This is a genomic window from Flavobacterium aciduliphilum (assembly GCF_003268855.1).
GTDB lineage: Bacteria > Bacteroidota > Bacteroidia > Flavobacteriales > Flavobacteriaceae > Flavobacterium > Flavobacterium aciduliphilum.
The window spans coordinates 463,614-481,746 of sequence record NZ_QLSZ01000001.1; the positions used below are offsets into that span (position 1 = coordinate 463,614).

19 protein-coding genes are annotated in these 18,133 nt (G+C 32.2%); 9 read left to right on the forward strand and 10 right to left on the reverse strand.

Annotated elements, in window-relative coordinates:
• Positions 1–42: 42 nt before the first annotated feature.
• Positions 43–1,737, reverse strand: a complete 1,695-nt coding sequence (locus CLV55_RS02240) for a M23 family metallopeptidase (RefSeq protein WP_170122229.1) — start codon at positions 1,735–1,737, stop codon at positions 43–45.
• Between the two features lie 188 nt (positions 1,738–1,925).
• On the opposite strand from CLV55_RS02240, the gene CLV55_RS02245 reads away from it, so the two are divergent.
• The 3 genes from CLV55_RS02245 to rny all read left to right on the forward strand — a co-directional run bounded on the left by CLV55_RS02245 (position 1,926) and on the right by rny (position 4,288).
• Positions 1,926–2,216: a hypothetical protein gene (locus CLV55_RS02245; RefSeq protein WP_112112099.1), complete on the forward strand. Its 291-nt coding sequence runs from the start codon at positions 1,926–1,928 to the stop codon at positions 2,214–2,216.
• A 4-nt stretch (positions 2,217–2,220) separates the two neighbouring features.
• A complete protein-coding gene (locus CLV55_RS02250) occupies positions 2,221–2,517 on the forward strand; it encodes a cell division protein ZapA (RefSeq protein WP_112112100.1) in 297 nt (98 codons plus the stop codon).
• A gap of 205 nt (positions 2,518–2,722) precedes the next feature.
• Positions 2,723–4,288, forward strand: coding sequence for a ribonuclease Y (gene rny / locus CLV55_RS02255; protein WP_112112101.1), 1,566 nt, complete (start codon positions 2,723–2,725; stop codon positions 4,286–4,288).
• A 43-nt stretch (positions 4,289–4,331) separates the two neighbouring features.
• Here rny and xerD read toward each other — a convergent pair whose 3' ends face one another.
• From xerD to CLV55_RS02275, 4 genes are all read right to left on the reverse strand, one after another.
• Positions 4,332–5,231, reverse strand: coding sequence for a site-specific tyrosine recombinase XerD (gene xerD / locus CLV55_RS02260; protein WP_112112102.1), 900 nt, complete (start codon positions 5,229–5,231; stop codon positions 4,332–4,334).
• A gap of 78 nt (positions 5,232–5,309) precedes the next feature.
• Positions 5,310–5,948, reverse strand: coding sequence for an outer membrane protein (locus CLV55_RS02265; RefSeq protein ID WP_112112103.1), 639 nt, complete (start codon positions 5,946–5,948; stop codon positions 5,310–5,312).
• Between the two features lie 104 nt (positions 5,949–6,052).
• Positions 6,053–6,742, reverse strand: coding sequence for a membrane lipoprotein lipid attachment site-containing protein (locus CLV55_RS02270; protein ID WP_112112104.1), 690 nt, complete (start codon positions 6,740–6,742; stop codon positions 6,053–6,055).
• 60 nt (positions 6,743–6,802) lie between these two features.
• Positions 6,803–7,537, reverse strand: coding sequence for a hypothetical protein (locus CLV55_RS02275; protein ID WP_112112105.1), 735 nt, complete (start codon positions 7,535–7,537; stop codon positions 6,803–6,805).
• Between the two features lie 323 nt (positions 7,538–7,860).
• Here CLV55_RS02275 and aroQ point away from each other — a divergent pair, with 323 nt between their 5' ends.
• Together aroQ and CLV55_RS02285 are read left to right on the forward strand one after the other, a co-directional pair.
• Positions 7,861–8,274 (forward strand): type II 3-dehydroquinate dehydratase, encoded by a 414-nt coding sequence (gene aroQ, locus CLV55_RS02280; protein ID WP_112112106.1) that lies wholly within the window; start codon positions 7,861–7,863, stop codon positions 8,272–8,274.
• A gap of 69 nt (positions 8,275–8,343) precedes the next feature.
• Positions 8,344–10,818 carry a DUF5686 and carboxypeptidase regulatory-like domain-containing protein gene (locus CLV55_RS02285; protein WP_112112107.1) on the forward strand — a complete coding sequence of 825 codons (2,475 nt, stop codon included), beginning with the start codon at positions 8,344–8,346 and terminating at the stop codon, positions 10,816–10,818.
• A 1-nt stretch (position 10,819) separates the two neighbouring features.
• Here CLV55_RS02285 and CLV55_RS02290 read toward each other — a convergent pair whose 3' ends face one another.
• The 5 genes from CLV55_RS02290 to CLV55_RS02310 form a co-directional block, all read right to left on the reverse strand.
• Complete coding sequence (locus CLV55_RS02290; protein WP_112112108.1) at positions 10,820–11,584, reverse strand: sulfite exporter TauE/SafE family protein; 765 nt, start codon at positions 11,582–11,584, stop codon at positions 10,820–10,822.
• A 66-nt stretch (positions 11,585–11,650) separates the two neighbouring features.
• Positions 11,651–12,961: a UDP-N-acetylglucosamine 1-carboxyvinyltransferase gene (murA, locus tag CLV55_RS02295; RefSeq protein WP_112112109.1), complete on the reverse strand. Its 1,311-nt coding sequence runs from the start codon at positions 12,959–12,961 to the stop codon at positions 11,651–11,653.
• An 80-nt stretch (positions 12,962–13,041) separates the two neighbouring features.
• Positions 13,042–13,764 carry a DUF4290 domain-containing protein gene (locus CLV55_RS02300; RefSeq protein ID WP_112112110.1) on the reverse strand — a complete coding sequence of 241 codons (723 nt, stop codon included), beginning with the start codon at positions 13,762–13,764 and terminating at the stop codon, positions 13,042–13,044.
• A gap of 1 nt (position 13,765) precedes the next feature.
• Complete coding sequence (locus CLV55_RS02305) at positions 13,766–14,050, reverse strand: DUF493 family protein (protein WP_112112111.1); 285 nt, start codon at positions 14,048–14,050, stop codon at positions 13,766–13,768.
• A gap of 224 nt (positions 14,051–14,274) precedes the next feature.
• Entirely contained in the window at positions 14,275–14,931 is a 657-nt protein-coding gene (locus CLV55_RS02310) for a vWA domain-containing protein (protein WP_112112112.1), read from the reverse strand.
• 461 nt (positions 14,932–15,392) lie between these two features.
• Here CLV55_RS02310 and CLV55_RS02315 point away from each other — a divergent pair, with 461 nt between their 5' ends.
• Genes CLV55_RS02315 through CLV55_RS02330 form a run of 4 tightly spaced genes read left to right on the forward strand, consistent with a single transcriptional unit; the run spans position 15,393 to position 17,706 of the window.
• Positions 15,393–15,983 (forward strand): RNA polymerase sigma factor, encoded by a 591-nt coding sequence (locus tag CLV55_RS02315; protein ID WP_112112113.1) that lies wholly within the window; start codon positions 15,393–15,395, stop codon positions 15,981–15,983.
• Between the two features lie 6 nt (positions 15,984–15,989).
• Positions 15,990–16,331, forward strand: a complete 342-nt coding sequence (locus CLV55_RS02320; RefSeq protein ID WP_112112114.1) for a hypothetical protein — start codon at positions 15,990–15,992, stop codon at positions 16,329–16,331.
• A 48-nt stretch (positions 16,332–16,379) separates the two neighbouring features.
• A complete protein-coding gene (locus CLV55_RS02325; RefSeq protein ID WP_112112115.1) occupies positions 16,380–16,694 on the forward strand; it encodes a hypothetical protein in 315 nt (104 codons plus the stop codon).
• Between the two features lie 43 nt (positions 16,695–16,737).
• On the forward strand, positions 16,738–17,706 hold the full coding sequence (locus tag CLV55_RS02330; protein WP_112112116.1) for a hypothetical protein: 969 nt from the start codon (positions 16,738–16,740) through the stop codon (positions 17,704–17,706).
• The last annotated feature ends 427 nt before the right edge of the window (positions 17,707–18,133 follow it).

Genomic DNA, 18,133 nt, shown 5'->3' on the forward strand with positions numbered 1-18,133 from the left:
CAAGAAAAAAGGAATGATTTTATTGATTGTTTTCAAAGTATATTATTTTTTTTGACTCCTATAAAATTGTGTTTCAAAGATAGTAGAATTTCCAACATTATCGGTGACTTCAATTTTTAATTTATTTTCTCCTTCTAGCAAAAATTTTTCATCAAAAACATGTGTGATTTTATCCGTTTTCGATTCATATTCAAACAAAACCCATTTATCATTGAGGTATCCATTGTAGGTTTTAATTCCAGATAACTCATCTGTAATAGTAAACTGAAGGCTTGTTTTATCAGAAATCCATTTATGGTCAAGATGTTTGGGTGGTATAATTTTAGGTGCCAAGGTATCTTTTACCAATCGAAACATTCCGAGAGTTTTACTTTTACAAGTAAACGCAGTTGGTGTGTATTTTGTTGCATTGAACCCTATTTTCTTTCCATTGATGGACGCAATAAAAAATTTCTTTCGCTCCTCATTCGGAATAGAATCATTTTCAAAAGTTATGGCAAAATTACTGTGTGCTGGTACAATATCTTCATGCAAATGCAGGGTTCCTTTTTCCACCTTAAAATTCAGGTAAAAATCTTCATAGAAAGTCCCCGCTGGAAAAAAAACAGACACCTTATCTTTTTCGAATAACGCATCTACTTTAGATTTGACAAAATACGGAGTAGGTTTAGTCTCTTCCTCAATTTTAGCTGGCGTATTAGAATAAACAATCGGAATATTGAGGATTACCTTATTTTCGTTGTAATCTGACACTTCAATACGTGCAGTTTCGAGGAGGTTGGGTGTAATATCCAAAATGCCATTGGTTCCATTTTGCGTTACATTACTCCAAGCATAAGGCTGTTTCATAAACAACTTCTGAATTCGCTGATGGGTTTTCTTATAACGAGCATAATCAATAAAAGCATTAACATAACGCGCTTCATCGAAATCCATTTGATCAAACTCGTAGCCAAAAACAGGTTGTCCATTCGAATACAATTGCGTTTTATATACACCATTTATATTATACGAAACATCATCCATATCTCCCGCATTAATTCCAAATCCTATGTTGCCTTTTGCATACACTTTTTCTGCCAAATACGTACCATCTTTTTGAAGAGATAAACTCAAAATAACAGGCCGTTTTGATTCATTGACTACAGCATCTTGACTAATAGGATAGACAAACAAATTAGATACCGTGGGACTTTTAATATCTGGTATCGGTATCCCAAAAAACAAAGGATTAATAATTTTTTCTGTTTTAGAATCTCTAATTTCAAAATGCAAATGAGGTCCTTCTGAACCGCCTGTGTTTCCAGAAAGAGCGATGAGTTCTCCTTTTTTTACTGGAAGCTCATCAGGTTTAAAATAAGATTCCACCTCATAATTTTTGGCCGTATACTGCAACTCAAAAATTTTTTCTTGCAGGATTCCAACAGCTTTCTGTAAATGTCCGTAAACCGTCGTATATCCGTTAGGATGCGTTATGTATATCGCTTTTCCATACCCATTTGTAGCAATTTTAATCCTAGAAACATACCCATCTGCGGCAGCATAGACAGGCAATCCCTCTATTTGATTAGTCTTAAAATCAAAACCCGTATGAAAGTGATTGGGCCGCAACTCTCCAAAATTTCCAGAAAGCTGCATCGGAATATCTAAAGGTGGACGAAAATAATCTTGCGGATATTTTTTTTGGGAAAACACCAAAGCTGAGGCAAATACTAAAAAAGAAAATACACTTTTCATAGACAATAACATTTTGGCTAATTTATAAAAAAGTACAAAATGACGACACAAAAAAAAGAGATTATAACCCCTTATCTTACAGTCATTTAAATTAAACTTTAAAAATAATTATTTTTTTATTCAAAAAATATTGCTTTAATAGAATAGGAATTATAAATTTGTGAATTAAGTAATGAATCGGATTATAGATGCGAGAAATTTCAGAAATAATTGATACTCTTGAGACTAAAGTTGGCAAGCTTTTGAGTAAAATCGATCGTTTGGAGCAACAAAACATGTCTTTAGAGCACGAATTAAAAATTTCTAAAAATGCGCAACAACATCAAAATTCAGTTATTGAAACCCTGAAAAAAGATATTGAATCTATAAAAATCACCAATTCATTATTAGGCAGTGACGAATATAAAAGAGATACAAAGCTTAAAATAAATTCATTAATACGTGAAATTGATTATTGTATAGCGCAATTAGCAGACTAATCTTATGGATGAAAAGCTTAAAATCAAGATATCGATAGCAGACCGAGTTTATCCATTAACGGTAAATATGTCGCAAGAAGAAGCCATGCGAAGTGCTTCTAAAAAAATCGATATCATGATCAAGCAATTTGAAGAAAATTATGCTGTTAGAGACAAACAAGATGTGTTAGCCATGTGCGCCCTTCAATTTGCCTCTCAACTCGAACAAAAAAAGGTTGAAAATGCAATTGACGGTACAGAATCTATAGAACGATTATCCAAATTGAATGATTTATTAGACTCGTATCTTTTGAAAGAATAAGAAAACGTTCTGAACATCGTAAAACATTGCCTACATTAGTTCATTTTTGGTAAACTCAACACTAACACAATAAAATGAGTGAATCATCGCCACTAAAGTAAGCCCATTCAGTTGGGAAACTTGAACTGCGAGTTAGCTCAAAACTTGTCCTTACGAGTTTATACAAGCAATTAATGTAGGTTTTTTTATATATAAATTTAATAACATGAGTAGTACATTATTGATAATTATCGCCCTAATCGCTGGAATCGCAGGAGGATTTGCTATTGCAAAAATTTTAGAGAAAAGCAATGTTTCCAATTTAATTAAAAACGCCAAAAAAGAAGCCGCATCGATCCTTAAAGACGCTAATCTTGATGCCGAAAACATCAAAAAAGACAAGCTTTTACAAGCTAAAGAAAAATTCTTAGAATTGAAATCGGAGCATGAAAAAGAGATTTTAGCCAAAGACAAAAAAATGGCTGAAGTAGAGAAAAGAATTCGAGATAAAGAATCTCAAGTATCAAGCGAATTGGCAAAAGCAAAAAAAGTAAATGACGAATTTGAAGCAAAAACTAAAGAATATGAGTCTAAAATCGAACTTTTAGACAAGAAACATCAAGAGCTTGAAAAATTACATAAAAATCAAGTGGAACAACTTGAAGTAATTTCTGGATTGTCAGCGGCTGATGCTAAAGAACAATTGGTTGAAAACTTGAAAGCTGAAGCCAAAACTAAAGCAATGGCTCACATACAAGAAACGATTGAAGAAGCAAAATTAACAGCACAACAAGAAGCGAAAAAAGTAATCATCAACACCATTCAACGCGTGGGAACAGAAGAAGCTGTAGAAAATTGCGTTTCTGTTTTCAATATTGAATCTGATGATGTAAAAGGAAGAATTATTGGACGTGAAGGAAGAAACATCCGTGCACTCGAAGCAGCAACTGGAGTAGAAATTATTGTAGACGACACTCCAGAAGCAATCATCCTTTCCTGTTTTGACCCTGTAAGAAGAGAAATCGCACGTTTATCATTACATAAATTAGTAACTGATGGACGTATTCACCCAGCACGTATTGAGGAAGTGGTTGCTAAAACAACCAAACAAATAGACGACGAAATTATTGAAGTTGGAAAACGTACTGTTATTGATCTAGGTATTCATGGATTACATCCTGAATTAATTAAAATTGTAGGAAGAATGAAATACCGTTCTTCTTATGGACAAAACTTACTCCAACACTCTAGAGAAGTGGCAAAATTATGTGGTATCATGGCTGCCGAACTAGGTTTGAATGTCAAATTAGCGAAGAGAGCGGGATTACTTCACGATATCGGCAAAGTGCCTGACGCAGAAAGTGATTTACCACACGCTTTATTAGGGATGCAATGGGCTGAGAAGTATGGTGAAAAAGAAGAAGTATGCAATGCTATTGGAGCTCACCATGACGAAATAGAAATGAAATACCTCATTTCGCCTATCATTCAAGTATGTGATGCTATTTCTGGGGCGCGTCCTGGAGCTAGAAGACAAGTACTTGATTCATACATCCAACGTTTGAAAGATTTAGAGAATATCGCTTTCGGATTTAATGGCGTGAAAAATGCCTATGCCATCCAAGCAGGTCGAGAACTTCGTGTTATTGTAGAAAGTGAAAAAGTAAGTGATGACATGGCTTCTAACCTATCGTTTGAGATTTCTCAGAAAATTCAAACAGAAATGACTTATCCAGGTCAGGTTAAAATTACAGTAATTAGAGAGACGCGTGCGGTAAATATTGCCAAATAACCGTTTCTTTTTAACAATATGAGGCTTACTTTTTTAGTAAGCCTTATTTTTTTCTAGGATGATGCTGTTGAATAACTTTAGCTAAATGCGAACGATCTAAATGCACATAGACCTCTGTTGTAGTGATTGATTCATGGCCAAGCATCATTTGAATAGCACGCAAATCAGCCCCATTTTCCAACAAATGAGAGGCAAAAGAATGTCTAAAAGTATGAGGACTGATGGTTTTCTTTAAGCCGATGGTTACAGCCAATTGTTTGATAATCGTAAATACCATGGCACGTGTCAATTGTTTTCCTCTACGATTTAAAAAAAGCGTATCCTCAAACCCTTTTTGGATGGGTAGACGCATCCTACTATGCTCCTTGTATAAAAGAATATTTTTTTGAGTAAAAGGGCTAATAGGAACAAAACGTTGTTTAGCTCCTTTCCCAGTTACTTTGAGAAATCCCTCTTCAAAAAACAAATCAGAGATTTTGAGCGTCACTAATTCTGAAACCCGAAGTCCGCACCCGTATAAGGTTTCAAGCATGGCTTTATTTCGATGCCCTTCCTCTTTGGACAAATCAATAGCTGCAATTAGAGCATCAATTTCTGATACAGACAACGTATCGGGCAATTTTCTACCCAATCGAGGCGCTTCGATTAAGTCCATCGGTGTATCTGTTCGATAGTCTTCTACAATTAAAAACAAGAAAAAACTTTTTAATCCAGAGATGATGCGTGCCTGAGAACGGGCATTGACTTCTTTAGAAATATGATACACAAATTCTTGTATTTGTGTTTCTGATATATGAATTGGCGAAACATCACTGTTTCGTTGATCCAAAAAAGCACACAGGCGCTCCACATCAAAAGAATAATTAGCAATCGTGTTCTTTGATAATCCTCGTTCTAGTTTGAGATAGTTTTGATAACTTTTTATATAAAAATTCCAATGCATCGCACAAAGTAACAAGAAAATTAAGAAATAAAAAAACCGCCTGATTGCTCAAGCGGTTTTATAGTTTTATCAATTAGATTAGAATTTCAAAGCTAAACCGCCCATTACTTTAACACCAGAAACAGCTGATTTACCTGTTTCATCTGGATAACCAGCTTCAGAAGTTGTAGATTTTAATCCATTTCCTTCATAACCCAAATTAACAATTATCCCTACATGGTCATTGAAAAAATAATTACATCCTGCATTAACTCCAAAGTTCAAACCAGAATATTTAGTAGTAGAACTTATAGAACCTAGAACTGCAGAAGAAGTATCTTTCCCGCTAGTATATCCAATAGATGGTCCAGCATAAATGTTAAATTTTTCTTTATTTAAGAAATAATATCTTCCTGAGACATTAAATTTAAATGTAGAAATATCTGTTGACGTTGAATTATAAGTATTATCTTTAGGACTAAGTATAGCAGTTCCAACTTCTAAACCAATCCCTGCACTAAAACTTTCTGCTAATCCATATTGAAAATTAGCACCAAATTGAGCTCCTGTAGCTGAGAATTTTTCTTTTGGTGAGCCCGCTGCATCACCTTGAGAAGTAGCGCTACCCATTAAAAGACCTCCCATAATGTTAACTTGCATATCCCCTTTTTGATGCGATTGTGCATTTGTAAACCCAAAAGCACATACTGCTAGTGCAGTTAAAATAATTTTTTTCATGTTAAAAATTTTTAAATTTATTAGCGAATATATAAAAAAAATATAACATCAAAAAAAACCACTCATTTTTATGAGTGGTTTCATTTTTTTAATCCAAATGAAAATTAAAAATTAATAGTTTGTCCATTCATAGTGTAATGTCCATGACCATTTGGATCCCAAATACAATAGAATTGAGTAGTTCCATTATATATGTAAGTAATATCCCCCGAATTATCATGATTCAAGTTAAATAAATAATGTAATTGGGTATTTCCTAAATCAAAATGCATATCAAAATGTATATCACCTAGAGAATTAGTCGACCAATCATATGTAATATTATAATTATTATTAACATACATTGACGAAAAATGCGATTCCCAATGACCAGCACTTCCATTTGTCGCCTCCCATCCATTTGCAGTAAAAAATTGGGAACCATTTATGGTAATTGTGTAATCAAATTCGTAGTTATTTCCAACTATTCCATAATTGTAATTTACAACATATCCCCCACTACTCCATGTATAGTGGTTAGGTAAATTTGAATTTTTTTGAGAATAACTAATCTTTGAAACTTTACCTGAATGCATTGAATTAATCATAAGAGCCCCACATACATTTGTTAAAGACTTCATTTGTTGAATTCTTGCAGATACTTCAGGATTTGAAGATTCTAGGTTACTTGGCAACTTAGAATCAAAATCAAATGCTGCATTTTTAGGAACAAAACCAGGTGTAACACCCACACCATCTCTATCACAACTTGATAATGCAAATACTGCTACTAATATTAATACTATTTTTTTCATAAAATATAATTAAAAAGCAATAGGCCTCATATGAGGCCTATTGAATTATTTATTAAAATATTAGAAATGTAATGTGATATTCATCGTAGCAGATGAAACATTTCCTAAATTAAAACTTGTTCTAGAAACTCCTGTTTCATCTGGAGAACCTGTCATAGTAGTTTTTGAAGCTCCTTGTGATTTAATATTTAAACCATAGTTATATTGCGCTCCAATTGCAATTTTAGGAAAAATGAAGTATTCAGCACCTAAAAACCCATTAAGACCTAATTTAATACCCATCCCATCTGTATATGTCATTTGCCCTGGTGAATTTGTATCAGATACTGTCCATTTAGAAGAACTAACACCAATCATAGCATCAGCACCATAGTATCCTTGCAATCTAGTGGTACCTCTTCTCCATTCTTTACCTAACCCAACACTCAAATCAAAACTTGATACTTTGTGAGTATCGTAAGTAGAAACCATTGAAAGTTGAGAAGGCTCATTTGATTGAGCAGAACCATAATTATTACTTCCAAACCCAAAATTAGCTATTACTCTGTATGCTGTTTTGTCAGAAGTGAATTTTTTTCCAACAAATGTACCTGCAACAGGAGAATCTGAAGCTGGAGATGTTGCATGACCACCTAAAACTCCACCTGCGAAGTCAATAAAAGGTTTTGCTTGAAAAGAGATAGCCCATTCACCAGCTACTGGTAAATAATTTTCTCCTTTTTTAGATTTTAAATCTTGTGCATTAGCAAACGACAAAGCGAATACTGCTGCTACTGTTAAAATAATTTTTTTCATTTTTATTTTGTTTAAAATTAATAAAGCAAATTTAGAAGTATTCTTAAAGGTTAATTTGCAAGGTTATTCACACTTATCAACATAGTTATTAACAATTTTAAAACGTTAAAAGACTAAAAAACAACATTTTAAACTAAAAAAATGAATTTTACAATAAAAACTAAAAAAATAAAATATTGTAAATTGATGTCTAAAAACTGATATTTATCATGTTTATATTAAGTTTTTGAGATAACCAAAAGCCATTAATACACATTAAACCCATCTTACCATAGTGTTTTTATTTTTTTATATTTTTTTCTACTTTTACAAAAACCTTTTACATGAAAATCATCATCATCAACGGTCCTAACCTGAATCTATTGGGGAAGAGAGAGCCTGAAGTATATGGCACCTCAACATTTGAAGATTACTTTAAACAATTAAAAGAAAAACACCATACCCTACATTTAGACTATTTCCAAAGTAATATTGAAGGAGAACTTATAAATAAAATACAAGAAGTAGGATTCACTTATGACGGTATCCTATTAAATGCTGCAGCCTATACCCACACGTCTGTTGGTATTGGTGATGCTATAAAAGCCATAACTACTCCAGTTATTGAAGTACACATTTCAAATACTTTTTCAAGAGAAGAATACAGACATCAATCGTTTATTGCTCCAAATGCTAAAGGAATTGTTATTGGTTTTGGTTTAAAAAGTTATGACTTGGCTTTGCAGGCACTTTTATAAAACTAAAACCTTTCCAAATTTGATTTGCAGCTAAAGCGCTTTGTTAAAACCCTTACTAAACCTATTCTCATGAAAAAAATCACTTTTCTCCTATTCCTTTTTAGTACCTTTTTTTCTTTTGCTCAGATAAAAGGAACAGTGACAGACAGTACTGGCAATCCTCTACCATTTGTTAATGTACATCTGAAAGATACGTACATAGGAACCACCACCAATGAGTTAGGAAAATATGAATTAAACCTCAAAACGAGCGGCACTTATGTCATCATTTATCAATACCTGGGGTATAAAACAGAAAAGCGAATAGTGGAAATAGTCCCCAATCCGCAAACTATTGATGTGACTCTTTATGAAGAGCAAATTCAAATCAATGAAGTAGTCATCGATAAAAAGTATAATCCTGCCATAGGCATCATTAAAAAAGCGATTGCCAGCAGAAAACAAAACGCCCTTACATTGGCTAAATATACCGCCGATTTTTACTCTAGAGGAATTTTTAGAGTGAAGAATTTACCCAAATCCATCATGGGACAAAAACTAGATTTTTTTGACGATGTTATTGATTCTACTCGAAGTGGCATCTTGTATTTGTCTGAAACGGTCTCAAAAATAACGTTCCAAAAACCCGACAAAATGAAAGAAGTCATTCTGGCTTCAAAAGTGAGTGGCAACAACAATGGCTTTAGTTTTAACAATGCCGCCGATGTTAACTTTGATTTCTACGAAAACTACATCGACTTTGGCACAAAAGTCATTTCTCCAATTGCTGACAATGCCTTTCAATATTATAAATACAAATTTGTAGGTTCGTTTGCTGACGAAAACAACAAACTTATAAATAAAATCAAAGTTATCCCAAAACGAGACCAAGAACCTGCCATGCAAGGAACAATTTATATTGTAGACGATACTTGGGAATTGTATGCTGTTGATTTATCCATTTCAGGAAATCAAATAAACAATCCTGCGTTGAATACCTTAACTCTTAAACAGAATTTCAGCTACAACAACACGAACAAAATTTGGTCAAAAAACACACAAACTCTCGACTTTGAGGCAGGAATCCTTGGCATTAACATAAACGGCGGATTTACCTATGTTTATTCAAATTTCGAATTTCCAGAAAAATTTGCTAAAAAAACATTTACCGCAGAAGTTTTAAAATTTGAACCAAACGCCAACAAAAAAGAAGACAGTTTCTGGAATACTATCAGACCGGTACCTTTAACTTCAGAAGAAAGCGGAGATTATCTAAAAAAAGAGGCATTGCAAACCAAAAAGAAATCAAAACCTTATTTGGATTCTATTGATAACAAGAGAAATAAATTTCGTTTTTCAGATATCATCACGGGATATGGCCACTCTAATTCCTTTAAGAAAAGATATTTCAATTATCAAGGACCTTTGTCAGCTACATCATTCAATACCGTTCAAGGTTGGAAAACACAAATAGGGTTGTCTTATTCTACTCGTAATGAAGAAAAAAGAACCTATACCAAAGTAGGTACAAAACTGGACTATGGGTTTTCTGAAAATAAACTTCGTGCCACGTTGAATTATTCACACAAATTCAACAATAACAACAATGCTACTTTATTTTTAAATGGAGGAAGCAGTGTTACTCAATTCAATTCAAGCAATCCCATTTCTAATTTTGTGAACACCACTAGCAGTTTACTCTTCAAAAATAATTTCATGAAACTCTATGAAAAAAACTTCATAGCTGCCAATTTCGGTCGTGAAATCATTAATGGACTAAACTTAAATGCAAACTTAGAATACTCCGAAAGAAAACCTTTATGGAACACGACCGACCAAAGCGCCGTCAAAACTGACGACATCTATTCTTCTAATAATCCGTTGTTGCCTTATGATAATACAACCCCTGCTTTTGAAAAACACAACTTAATAAAAGGTACTGTTTTGGCAAAAATTCAGTTTGGTCAACACTATTGGACAAGACCCGACGGAAAATTCAATATTGGAAATGATGATTACCCAACACTATGGTTAGGTTATGAAAAAGGATTTTCGGCATCCGATAAAAAATATGAATACGATTTACTATCTGCTCGTGTTACACATGAAGTAGCTCTTGGAAACAAAGGCAATTTGAAATTCAATATTAAAGGAGGTAAATTCTTTAATGCCGAAAACATTTCTTTTGTAGACTACAAACATTTTAATGGCAATCAAACCCACATAGCAGGTGGAGATGGTTATACTAATTTATTCAACAACCTACCTTATTATTCGGCTAGTACGAACGACAGCTTTTTAGAGTTTCATACCGAACACAACGACAAAGGTTATTTAATGAATAAAATCCCATTATTAAACAAACTACAATCACAATTGGTCTTAGGATTTCACAATCTAGCCATTCCAAACAGAATGCCCTATCAAGAGTTTTCTATTGGATTAGATAATTTAGGTTTTGGAAAATTTAGATTATTCCGAATAGACTATGTGCGTTCTTATCAAAATGGATATCTAGGCGATGCCGTATTATTTGGGTGTAAAATATTGAATGTTGCCGACTAGTCTATTGAAATACATCGTAGGCAAAACGGAGTAACGTTCCAAGTACAACTATCAAAAAGAAGATTCGAATAAAACCGTTTCCTTTCTTGATGGCCAATTTTGCTCCGATAAACCCACCTAACGCATTACAAAAGGCCATAGGAATGGCCACAGCCCAAATGATTTTACCTTTTAAAACAAACAAGCAAATCGAACCAAAATTAGTGGCTAGATTCACCATTTTGGCATTGGCAGAAGCATGAAGAAAATCAAAACCTAGCACAGCGACAAAACCCAAAACCAAGAAACTTCCAGTACCTGGACCAATAAATCCGTCGTAAAACCCAATGCACACACTCATTAAAACAGCGAGAACCCATTGCTTTGTTGGAGTTAAATTCTTTTCTTGATGAATCCCAAAATTCTTTTTAGCAAAAGTATAAACAGCTATCAAACTCAAAACAACCAACAACAATGGTTTCATAAAATCATTACTAACCAAAGTCAACAAATTGGAACCTAAAAAAGCAGCACTAAAAGCCACAACAGCCATCATGGAAAGCAACTTCCAATTCATGTCCACGGTCTTTAAATATTGCCGTGCAGCAAATGAGGTTCCGCTAAAAGCAGGAATTTTTAGAGAACCAATAATAGAAGATACCGCCACATTGGGCAACAAAATGAGTGCCACTGGCGTTTGAATCAGTCCCCCACCCCCTACAATAGCATCGACAAATCCTGCAAAGAAGGAAGCAATACAAAGAAGTATAATAAAGTAACTTTCCATATTTCAATAAATGAAAAGAGGCACAATGTTGCACCTCTTTTTCTATTTTTTTTTATCTTTTCTGTATTACACTCTCACGATATTAGCACCAAGCGCTCTCAAACGCTCATCAATTCGTTCATACCCTCTATCAATTTGCTCGATGTTTTGAATGGTTGACGTTCCTTTGGCAGAAAGTGCCGCTATCAATAACGAAATTCCTGCTCTAATATCTGGCGAACTCATTACCGTTGCTTTTAATTGTGATTTAAAATTATGCCCCATAACCACCGCTCTGTGTGGATCACACAACATAATTTTAGCCCCCATGTCAATCAATTTATCCACGAAAAACAATCGGCTTTCAAACATTTTTTGATGAATCAACACATCCCCATTCGCCTGAGTAGCCACTACAAGTACAATACTCAATAAATCAGGGGTGAAGCCTGGCCATGGCGCATCGGCAATAGTTAAAATTGAACCGTCGATATCGGTTTTAATCTCATACCCATGCTCATGGGTAGGAATGTAAATATCATCCCCTCTGCGCTCTAAAGTAATTCCTAACTTTCTAAACACATTAGGAATCACACCCAAATTATCCCAAGACACATTTTTAATCGTAATTTCACTTCTTGTCATTGCAGCTAGACCAATCCAAGAACCAATTTCAATCATGTCGGGAAGAATTCGGTGTTCGCATCCCCCTAAACTCTCAACTCCTTCAATAGTTAATAAGTTAGACCCTACGCCACTAATTTTAGCTCCCATAGCGTTCAACATCTTACACAATTGTTGTAAATAAGGTTCGCAAGCTGCATTATAGATAGTAGTCGTGCCTTCTGCCAAAACCGCCGCCATCACAATATTTGCCGTACCTGTTACCGACGCTTCATCAAGCAACATATAGGTTCCTTTCAGTTTTCCATCCGTCTCTACTCCATAAAAATGGTCTTCTCTTTCATAACGGAATTTAGCCCCAAGATTAATAAAACCTTCAAAGTGAGTATCCAAACGGCGTCTTCCGATTTTGTCTCCTCCTGGTTTTGGAATATAACCACAACCAAAACGAGCTAATAATGGTCCAACAATCATAATGGAACCTCTCAAACTCCCGCCTTCTTTTTTGAACGCTTCTGTTTTTAAGTAATCTACATTGACTTCATCCGCTTGAAAAGTATAATCACCAGGACCATTCTTTTGAATTTTGACACCCAAATTGCCTAATAATGTAATCAGTTTGTTTACGTCAATAATATCTGGGATGTTGGTTACTCTAACTTTTTCTGATGTAAGCAAACAAGGACATAACACTTGTAATGCCTCATTTTTTGCTCCTTGTGGTGTAACCTCTCCTTTTAGGCGAATGCCTCCTTCAATTTTAAAAGTTCCCATATTTTTTAAGGTTCTGAGATTCTGAGACAAACAGGTTCTGAGCTTTTAATCTCAGCACCTTAGTGTCTTAGTACCTATATTTATTTTGGATTATTATTGTTTTTCATAAAGGGTTTTTTGCCGTTGTTGGGCTTTTTAAAACCTTGTTTCTTGTTGTTGTTTTGCATCATTTGTGATTTGTTAGAAATCTTTTTGTTGGTTCTAATCAAATCTACCGTGTTCGATAGCTCCTCTTCGCTCTGTGTCAAATTAATGGTTCCTTCTGACAATTCATACAAATGTTCGAATATCACAGCATCGGTCACCGTGTCTTTGTTCCAACTCAAATACGATTTCTTCATGTGGTTGGCAATGACTTTGACCAAAGCGCTTTTCATCTCGCCTTCCTCCCATTTGTTGGCCACCTCAATCATGTATTTGATGTTGTTGCCATAAAAACGGTATTTAGGATTCTTCTGTGGATAGGGTAACCGTTCTGGTTTCAAATTAATCTGCTCACGAGTAGGAATCGGATAGGGTGAATCGACATCCAATTTAAAATCGGACATGATAAAAATTTGATCCCACAACTTATGCTGAAAATCGGGCACATCACGCAAATGCGGATTTAAGGTTCCCATCACTTGGATGATATACTTTGCCGCTTTGTTGCGCTCTTCTCTATCTGAAATGGCTACTGCTAAATCAATCAGTTTTTGCAAATGACGACCGTACTCTGGGATAATCAAATGCGGACGCTCGGCATTGTATTCTAAATTGAATACAACATCGTTGGCGTTTTCTTTTATGTATTTTGGTACCATATTAAAGTGAAATAATTCCTTCTATCGAAGAAACTTCTATATATTTTTCTACCACATCTTCTGGAGAATTCATCGTGACGTTTACCGATACAGAGGTATATTTTCCCCCTTTAGATTGTTGTGTTTTAATCACGGCACCCATATTGTCAAAAGCATTTTCTACTTCTTCAATTTTCTTCGCATCGGTGGGTACAATAAATTTATAGAGGTATTCTGAAGGCCATTGAGAGGTCGTGCTCAATTCTTCTTTTAGCCTAATGTAAAACTCTTCCGTCTTTTTATCCATTCTGAAAATTAAAATAAACGCAAAGATACAGTTTTGATATGAGATATAGAATAGTTGGGTTTTAGTTTTTTATTTTGACCTGTGTGACTGTATATTTATCCTGTTAACGTGTTAATGCATGGCGCTATTCATGCCTACAATCCTGGTTAAAACAAAGCTAACAAAAAATACAACTTTTCAAGGTTGTAGTTTTGAAAATTATATTTACAATTAAGATTAAAAGATTATTTTCCTTTTTGATCTTCATCTTCTTCAATAAAATCGAAAAAGTTTTTTTTAAACCGATCGTTTGAATATGAATAATAACAAATTCCTTTACTAATATCCCCCATCATAGCATCCATGTTTTTTTTATCAAAAGAAACAACATTTTCAGACCTTATATTGAGCATTTCAGACATTTGAAAAGCATCAATATCAGCACCTAAAAAAGTAAATACCCAATTTCCTGAAGTTTCAAGTTCTGTAATAGTTTTCGCGATTTGATTAAAATTAAATTCACAACTTGAATTTTCCATACCATCGGTAAGAATTATCATAACAACATTCATCTTATTGCTAACAATTTCTGTTTCACAATTAATTCTAATTTGATTTATTGATTGTCCTATAGCATCTAATAATGAAGTAGAACCACACGGAACATATTTAGAACGAGATAATGGTTCAAAATTAGAAACACTAACATTTGACAAAACGTGGTTAATATGGTTGTTGAAAAGAGTTAAAGAAATTCTAAATTCTTGTTTTGGCAATTCTTTTTGTAAACTTTTTATTGTTTCTAATTGATTGTTAAATCCTTTAATTGTAGCTTCTACACAATCATTCATTGAGCCACTACTGTCTAATACAAAATGATACAAAGTTTTTTTGTTTTTCATAATAATAAATTTAGAAATTAATAAATAATCGTAAAAAAGACCTCATTAAATAAATGTTGAAGACTTTTTTAATTTATTACGATGAAGACAATTATTATGTAACAAAAAGTTTTATTTTTTTAAATTATGGCATTGTTTCAAATTGAAAAAACACACAAATCTTATTTTTTTCACTACATATTTAATAAAAATTAAACCTAAAATAAAAATATTTTTAAACTTATCTTATTAATATATTGCTTTTAGCGATATATCTTTAAAAAAATGGTGTTTTACTTCTTTTTTTCTATTGACAATACACTATATATATAGGGTATGTTTATTTTATAGATTAAATTATTTTTTAATTACACTTTCATGTAACATTAATTTTTAAACATCGTATTAAGTTCATGAGAAAAAAGAATTGAATTTATTTTTACCTAAATTAACAAAAATATTAACACAAAACTTTTATAAACATGAGAACATTAAACGAAAAAAAAATTATTAAATTAGCTAAAATGGGTAATCAATATGCGTTTTCACAATTGTATGTATCTCATCATAATTTTGTGTTTAATAGTATCTCTAAAATATCATTTGATAATTTTGATAAATTTATTGTTGAAGATATTTGTTCAATGTCTTTTTACAAAGCATTCTCCAAAATTCAAAGTTTTGATGAGAATAGAGCTAGTTTTAGTACATGGCTAATACAAATTGCCATTAACACTTTAAAAGACCATATAAAAAGTAGAGCAGAAAAAAACAAACTTAAAACTATAAATATAGATGATACAAATTATGATTTTCTAGTAGATGATTCAGTATTTATTGAAGAAAAGATGGATAGAGAAATTATTAAGGTTTTATTTAACCAGAGCTTAAAAAAATTATCCTCTGAGGAACAAAAAGTTTTAGATTTGTATTACAACAAAGAGATGACTTATTTAGAAATAACAAAAGAAATGGGACTATCTATGGATGTTGTCAAAGTAAGGATATATAGAGCAAATTCAAAATTTAAAAATATTCTATCTCATAAAAAAATTAATAATTATTTAAATTAAATCATCATGACAAAAGAATTAGCAATAAAACTTGTAAATAGAAAATTAAATTTAAATTTAAATGCCACCAATACTAATTGGTCGAATATTAATTCAAATGGAATTTGGTCTCTTGAGCCTAATTGTAGTAGAAAAACAAAAAAATTATTCCTTTTACTAAATAATAATAATTCAAAAAAAATACATGTTTTTGAAATATCTGAAAATAATAAAATCTACAACAAACTTTACTCTAGAAGTGATAGAAATGTTTTTAGATTATTATTTAATGTTAGCGACAAAGAATTTGTTGAAACTTTAAAAGGATTAAATTTTAATACATTTTTAATGGGACAAGTAGATTATTGAGTTTTAGTCATCTAATTTACTATTTAAGACAACAATTAACACAGATAAATGAGTACACTTAAAGAACTAATTAAAACACATTTTGAAGAAGATTTACCAATTTCAGGAGGCAAGGGAAATTTAATTGATAACCCAATAATCATTCATAAAGAAATATTTAATGATTATATTGGTGTTGAGTATTTTATATTGAAATGTTTAGGTGAAATAAGAGGAATTTCTTGGAAAAAAATTGAACAATCGCTTTTATTTAATAATGGTAGAAACATTGACAAAATAAAAATTGAAACAACATTCAAAACTAAAACAGAAGTAATTACTCAAATTGAAAATTATTATTTTGACATTACTGAATGTTATTAAAAATTGTAATGATTTGATAAAATCAACTTAAAATATATAAATCATGAGAAAATGGGATACTTCAGATGATATTGTCGCTTTTTACCTTTATAAATTTGGCACTGTAGAAGAAATAAAAAAATCATCATTAATACTAGATATAAAATTAACTTCTTTAAAAATGAGAATTAGTAATTTTGCCTATTTAGATAACAAAAATGGTTTAGATAATTATGCTAAACAATCAAGGGAAGTGTATAATAAATATCGAAATTATTCAAATTTTGAACTTAAAAAAATATTTGATGAAATTATTAATAGCAAAACAGTAAAATCAAAAAGTAAAAATATAAAATTAACTAATCAAATTAAAAAACAAGAGCAAAAAGATGCTAATACACCAAAAAGTGAATACAATCAAGTAAGGTTAAGAGAAGAACGCTGTAAACTTATAAATAAAAACAAATCAATAGTTGAATCTAACAAACCAAAAGGTTTACTTGGTATATTTAAAAAAGCTACCCCTTTAACTGAGCAACAAAAGAAGATAATAGATAAGAATATAGCCAGAATTAGAGAGATAAATGAAATACTTAGTAATCCTGATTTAATAACTCCTAGAACAGATAAGCAAAGGAAAAAAAACAGAGTATCAAAGGCTAACATGGAAAGAAGTAATAAAAATGCTGAACTCATCAAAGAAACGGGTCCATTAATTGATAATAAAAATGAAAAATCAAAAAAAACTAATTGTCAAAAATTAAAAGATAATTTTGAAGAATATTTAATTGATAATGGATATAGTCAATACACTCCTTCAGGAAAACCATCTACAGTTTATGACTATATTAAAAGAGTTGAAAAAATTTGTGATAGAGAAGGAATTTCAATAGAAGATCTTTCAGTAAACATTAATTTTTATGTAAAAAAATATGATACTGATGGTGTTGAAGCTGAATTTGGAAGAAAAAGTAACAATGCATTTATTAGTTCTCTTAAAAGATTTAAAGAATTTTGTAAAAAAGAGAACTAAAACTACTATATCTAGGATTTTACTAAAAAGTCAGGTCCTTTAAACTGAGTAATTTGAATAATAATAGTATTTTAAAACCCCGATAGCGCGGATTTGCAATCCGTGACCACAATCAAATTCAAAACAAATCTAACAAAAAAATTACAACTTTTTATGGTTGAAGTTTGTGTGTTTTTATGCTCTTTGTGGGCAAGGAATACAATTCCGCGCTATCCGTTGTGGGGCATATCTGCGCCATTTGGGTAAACTATATACCGTTTTATAAAAACTAATAATATTTTGACGCAAACTATATATCCTTTTGAGTAAACGATATACCGTTTTGTAAAAAGGAATACCCTTTTGAAGCAAACTATATATGGTTTTATGAAAACCGTTCACATTTTCAATCCAACGCTACATTTTTTCAGGTGTGTATTTTAGAGTC

What these genes read in the sequence shown, in the direction of transcription:
- murA (WP_112112109.1), bottom strand. Translation starts at nt 12,961, where the DNA reads ATGGGAACTTTTAAAATTGAAGGAGGCATTCGCCTAAAAGGAGAGGTT.
- CLV55_RS02245 (WP_112112099.1), top strand. Translation starts at nt 1,926, where the DNA reads ATGCGAGAAATTTCAGAAATAATTGATACTCTTGAGACTAAAGTTGGC.
- CLV55_RS02285 (WP_112112107.1), top strand. Translation starts at nt 8,344, where the DNA reads ATGAAAAAAATCACTTTTCTCCTATTCCTTTTTAGTACCTTTTTTTCT.
- CLV55_RS02240 (WP_170122229.1), bottom strand. Translation starts at nt 1,737, where the DNA reads ATGAAAAGTGTATTTTCTTTTTTAGTATTTGCCTCAGCTTTGGTGTTT.
- CLV55_RS02275 (WP_112112105.1), bottom strand. Translation starts at nt 7,537, where the DNA reads ATGAAAAAAATTATTTTAACAGTAGCAGCAGTATTCGCTTTGTCGTTT.
- CLV55_RS02250 (WP_112112100.1), top strand. Translation starts at nt 2,221, where the DNA reads ATGGATGAAAAGCTTAAAATCAAGATATCGATAGCAGACCGAGTTTAT.
- CLV55_RS02290 (WP_112112108.1), bottom strand. Translation starts at nt 11,584, where the DNA reads ATGGAAAGTTACTTTATTATACTTCTTTGTATTGCTTCCTTCTTTGCA.
- CLV55_RS02310 (WP_112112112.1), bottom strand. Translation starts at nt 14,931, where the DNA reads ATGAAAAACAAAAAAACTTTGTATCATTTTGTATTAGACAGTAGTGGC.
- rny (WP_112112101.1), top strand. Translation starts at nt 2,723, where the DNA reads ATGAGTAGTACATTATTGATAATTATCGCCCTAATCGCTGGAATCGCA.
- CLV55_RS02325 (WP_112112115.1), top strand. Translation starts at nt 16,380, where the DNA reads ATGAGTACACTTAAAGAACTAATTAAAACACATTTTGAAGAAGATTTA.
- CLV55_RS02305 (WP_112112111.1), bottom strand. Translation starts at nt 14,050, where the DNA reads ATGGATAAAAAGACGGAAGAGTTTTACATTAGGCTAAAAGAAGAATTG.
- CLV55_RS02300 (WP_112112110.1), bottom strand. Translation starts at nt 13,764, where the DNA reads ATGGTACCAAAATACATAAAAGAAAACGCCAACGATGTTGTATTCAAT.
- CLV55_RS02265 (WP_112112103.1), bottom strand. Translation starts at nt 5,948, where the DNA reads ATGAAAAAAATTATTTTAACTGCACTAGCAGTATGTGCTTTTGGGTTT.
- aroQ (WP_112112106.1), top strand. Translation starts at nt 7,861, where the DNA reads ATGAAAATCATCATCATCAACGGTCCTAACCTGAATCTATTGGGGAAG.
- CLV55_RS02315 (WP_112112113.1), top strand. Translation starts at nt 15,393, where the DNA reads ATGAGAACATTAAACGAAAAAAAAATTATTAAATTAGCTAAAATGGGT.
- CLV55_RS02320 (WP_112112114.1), top strand. Translation starts at nt 15,990, where the DNA reads ATGACAAAAGAATTAGCAATAAAACTTGTAAATAGAAAATTAAATTTA.
- CLV55_RS02270 (WP_112112104.1), bottom strand. Translation starts at nt 6,742, where the DNA reads ATGAAAAAAATAGTATTAATATTAGTAGCAGTATTTGCATTATCAAGT.
- CLV55_RS02330 (WP_112112116.1), top strand. Translation starts at nt 16,738, where the DNA reads ATGAGAAAATGGGATACTTCAGATGATATTGTCGCTTTTTACCTTTAT.
- xerD (WP_112112102.1), bottom strand. Translation starts at nt 5,231, where the DNA reads ATGCATTGGAATTTTTATATAAAAAGTTATCAAAACTATCTCAAACTA.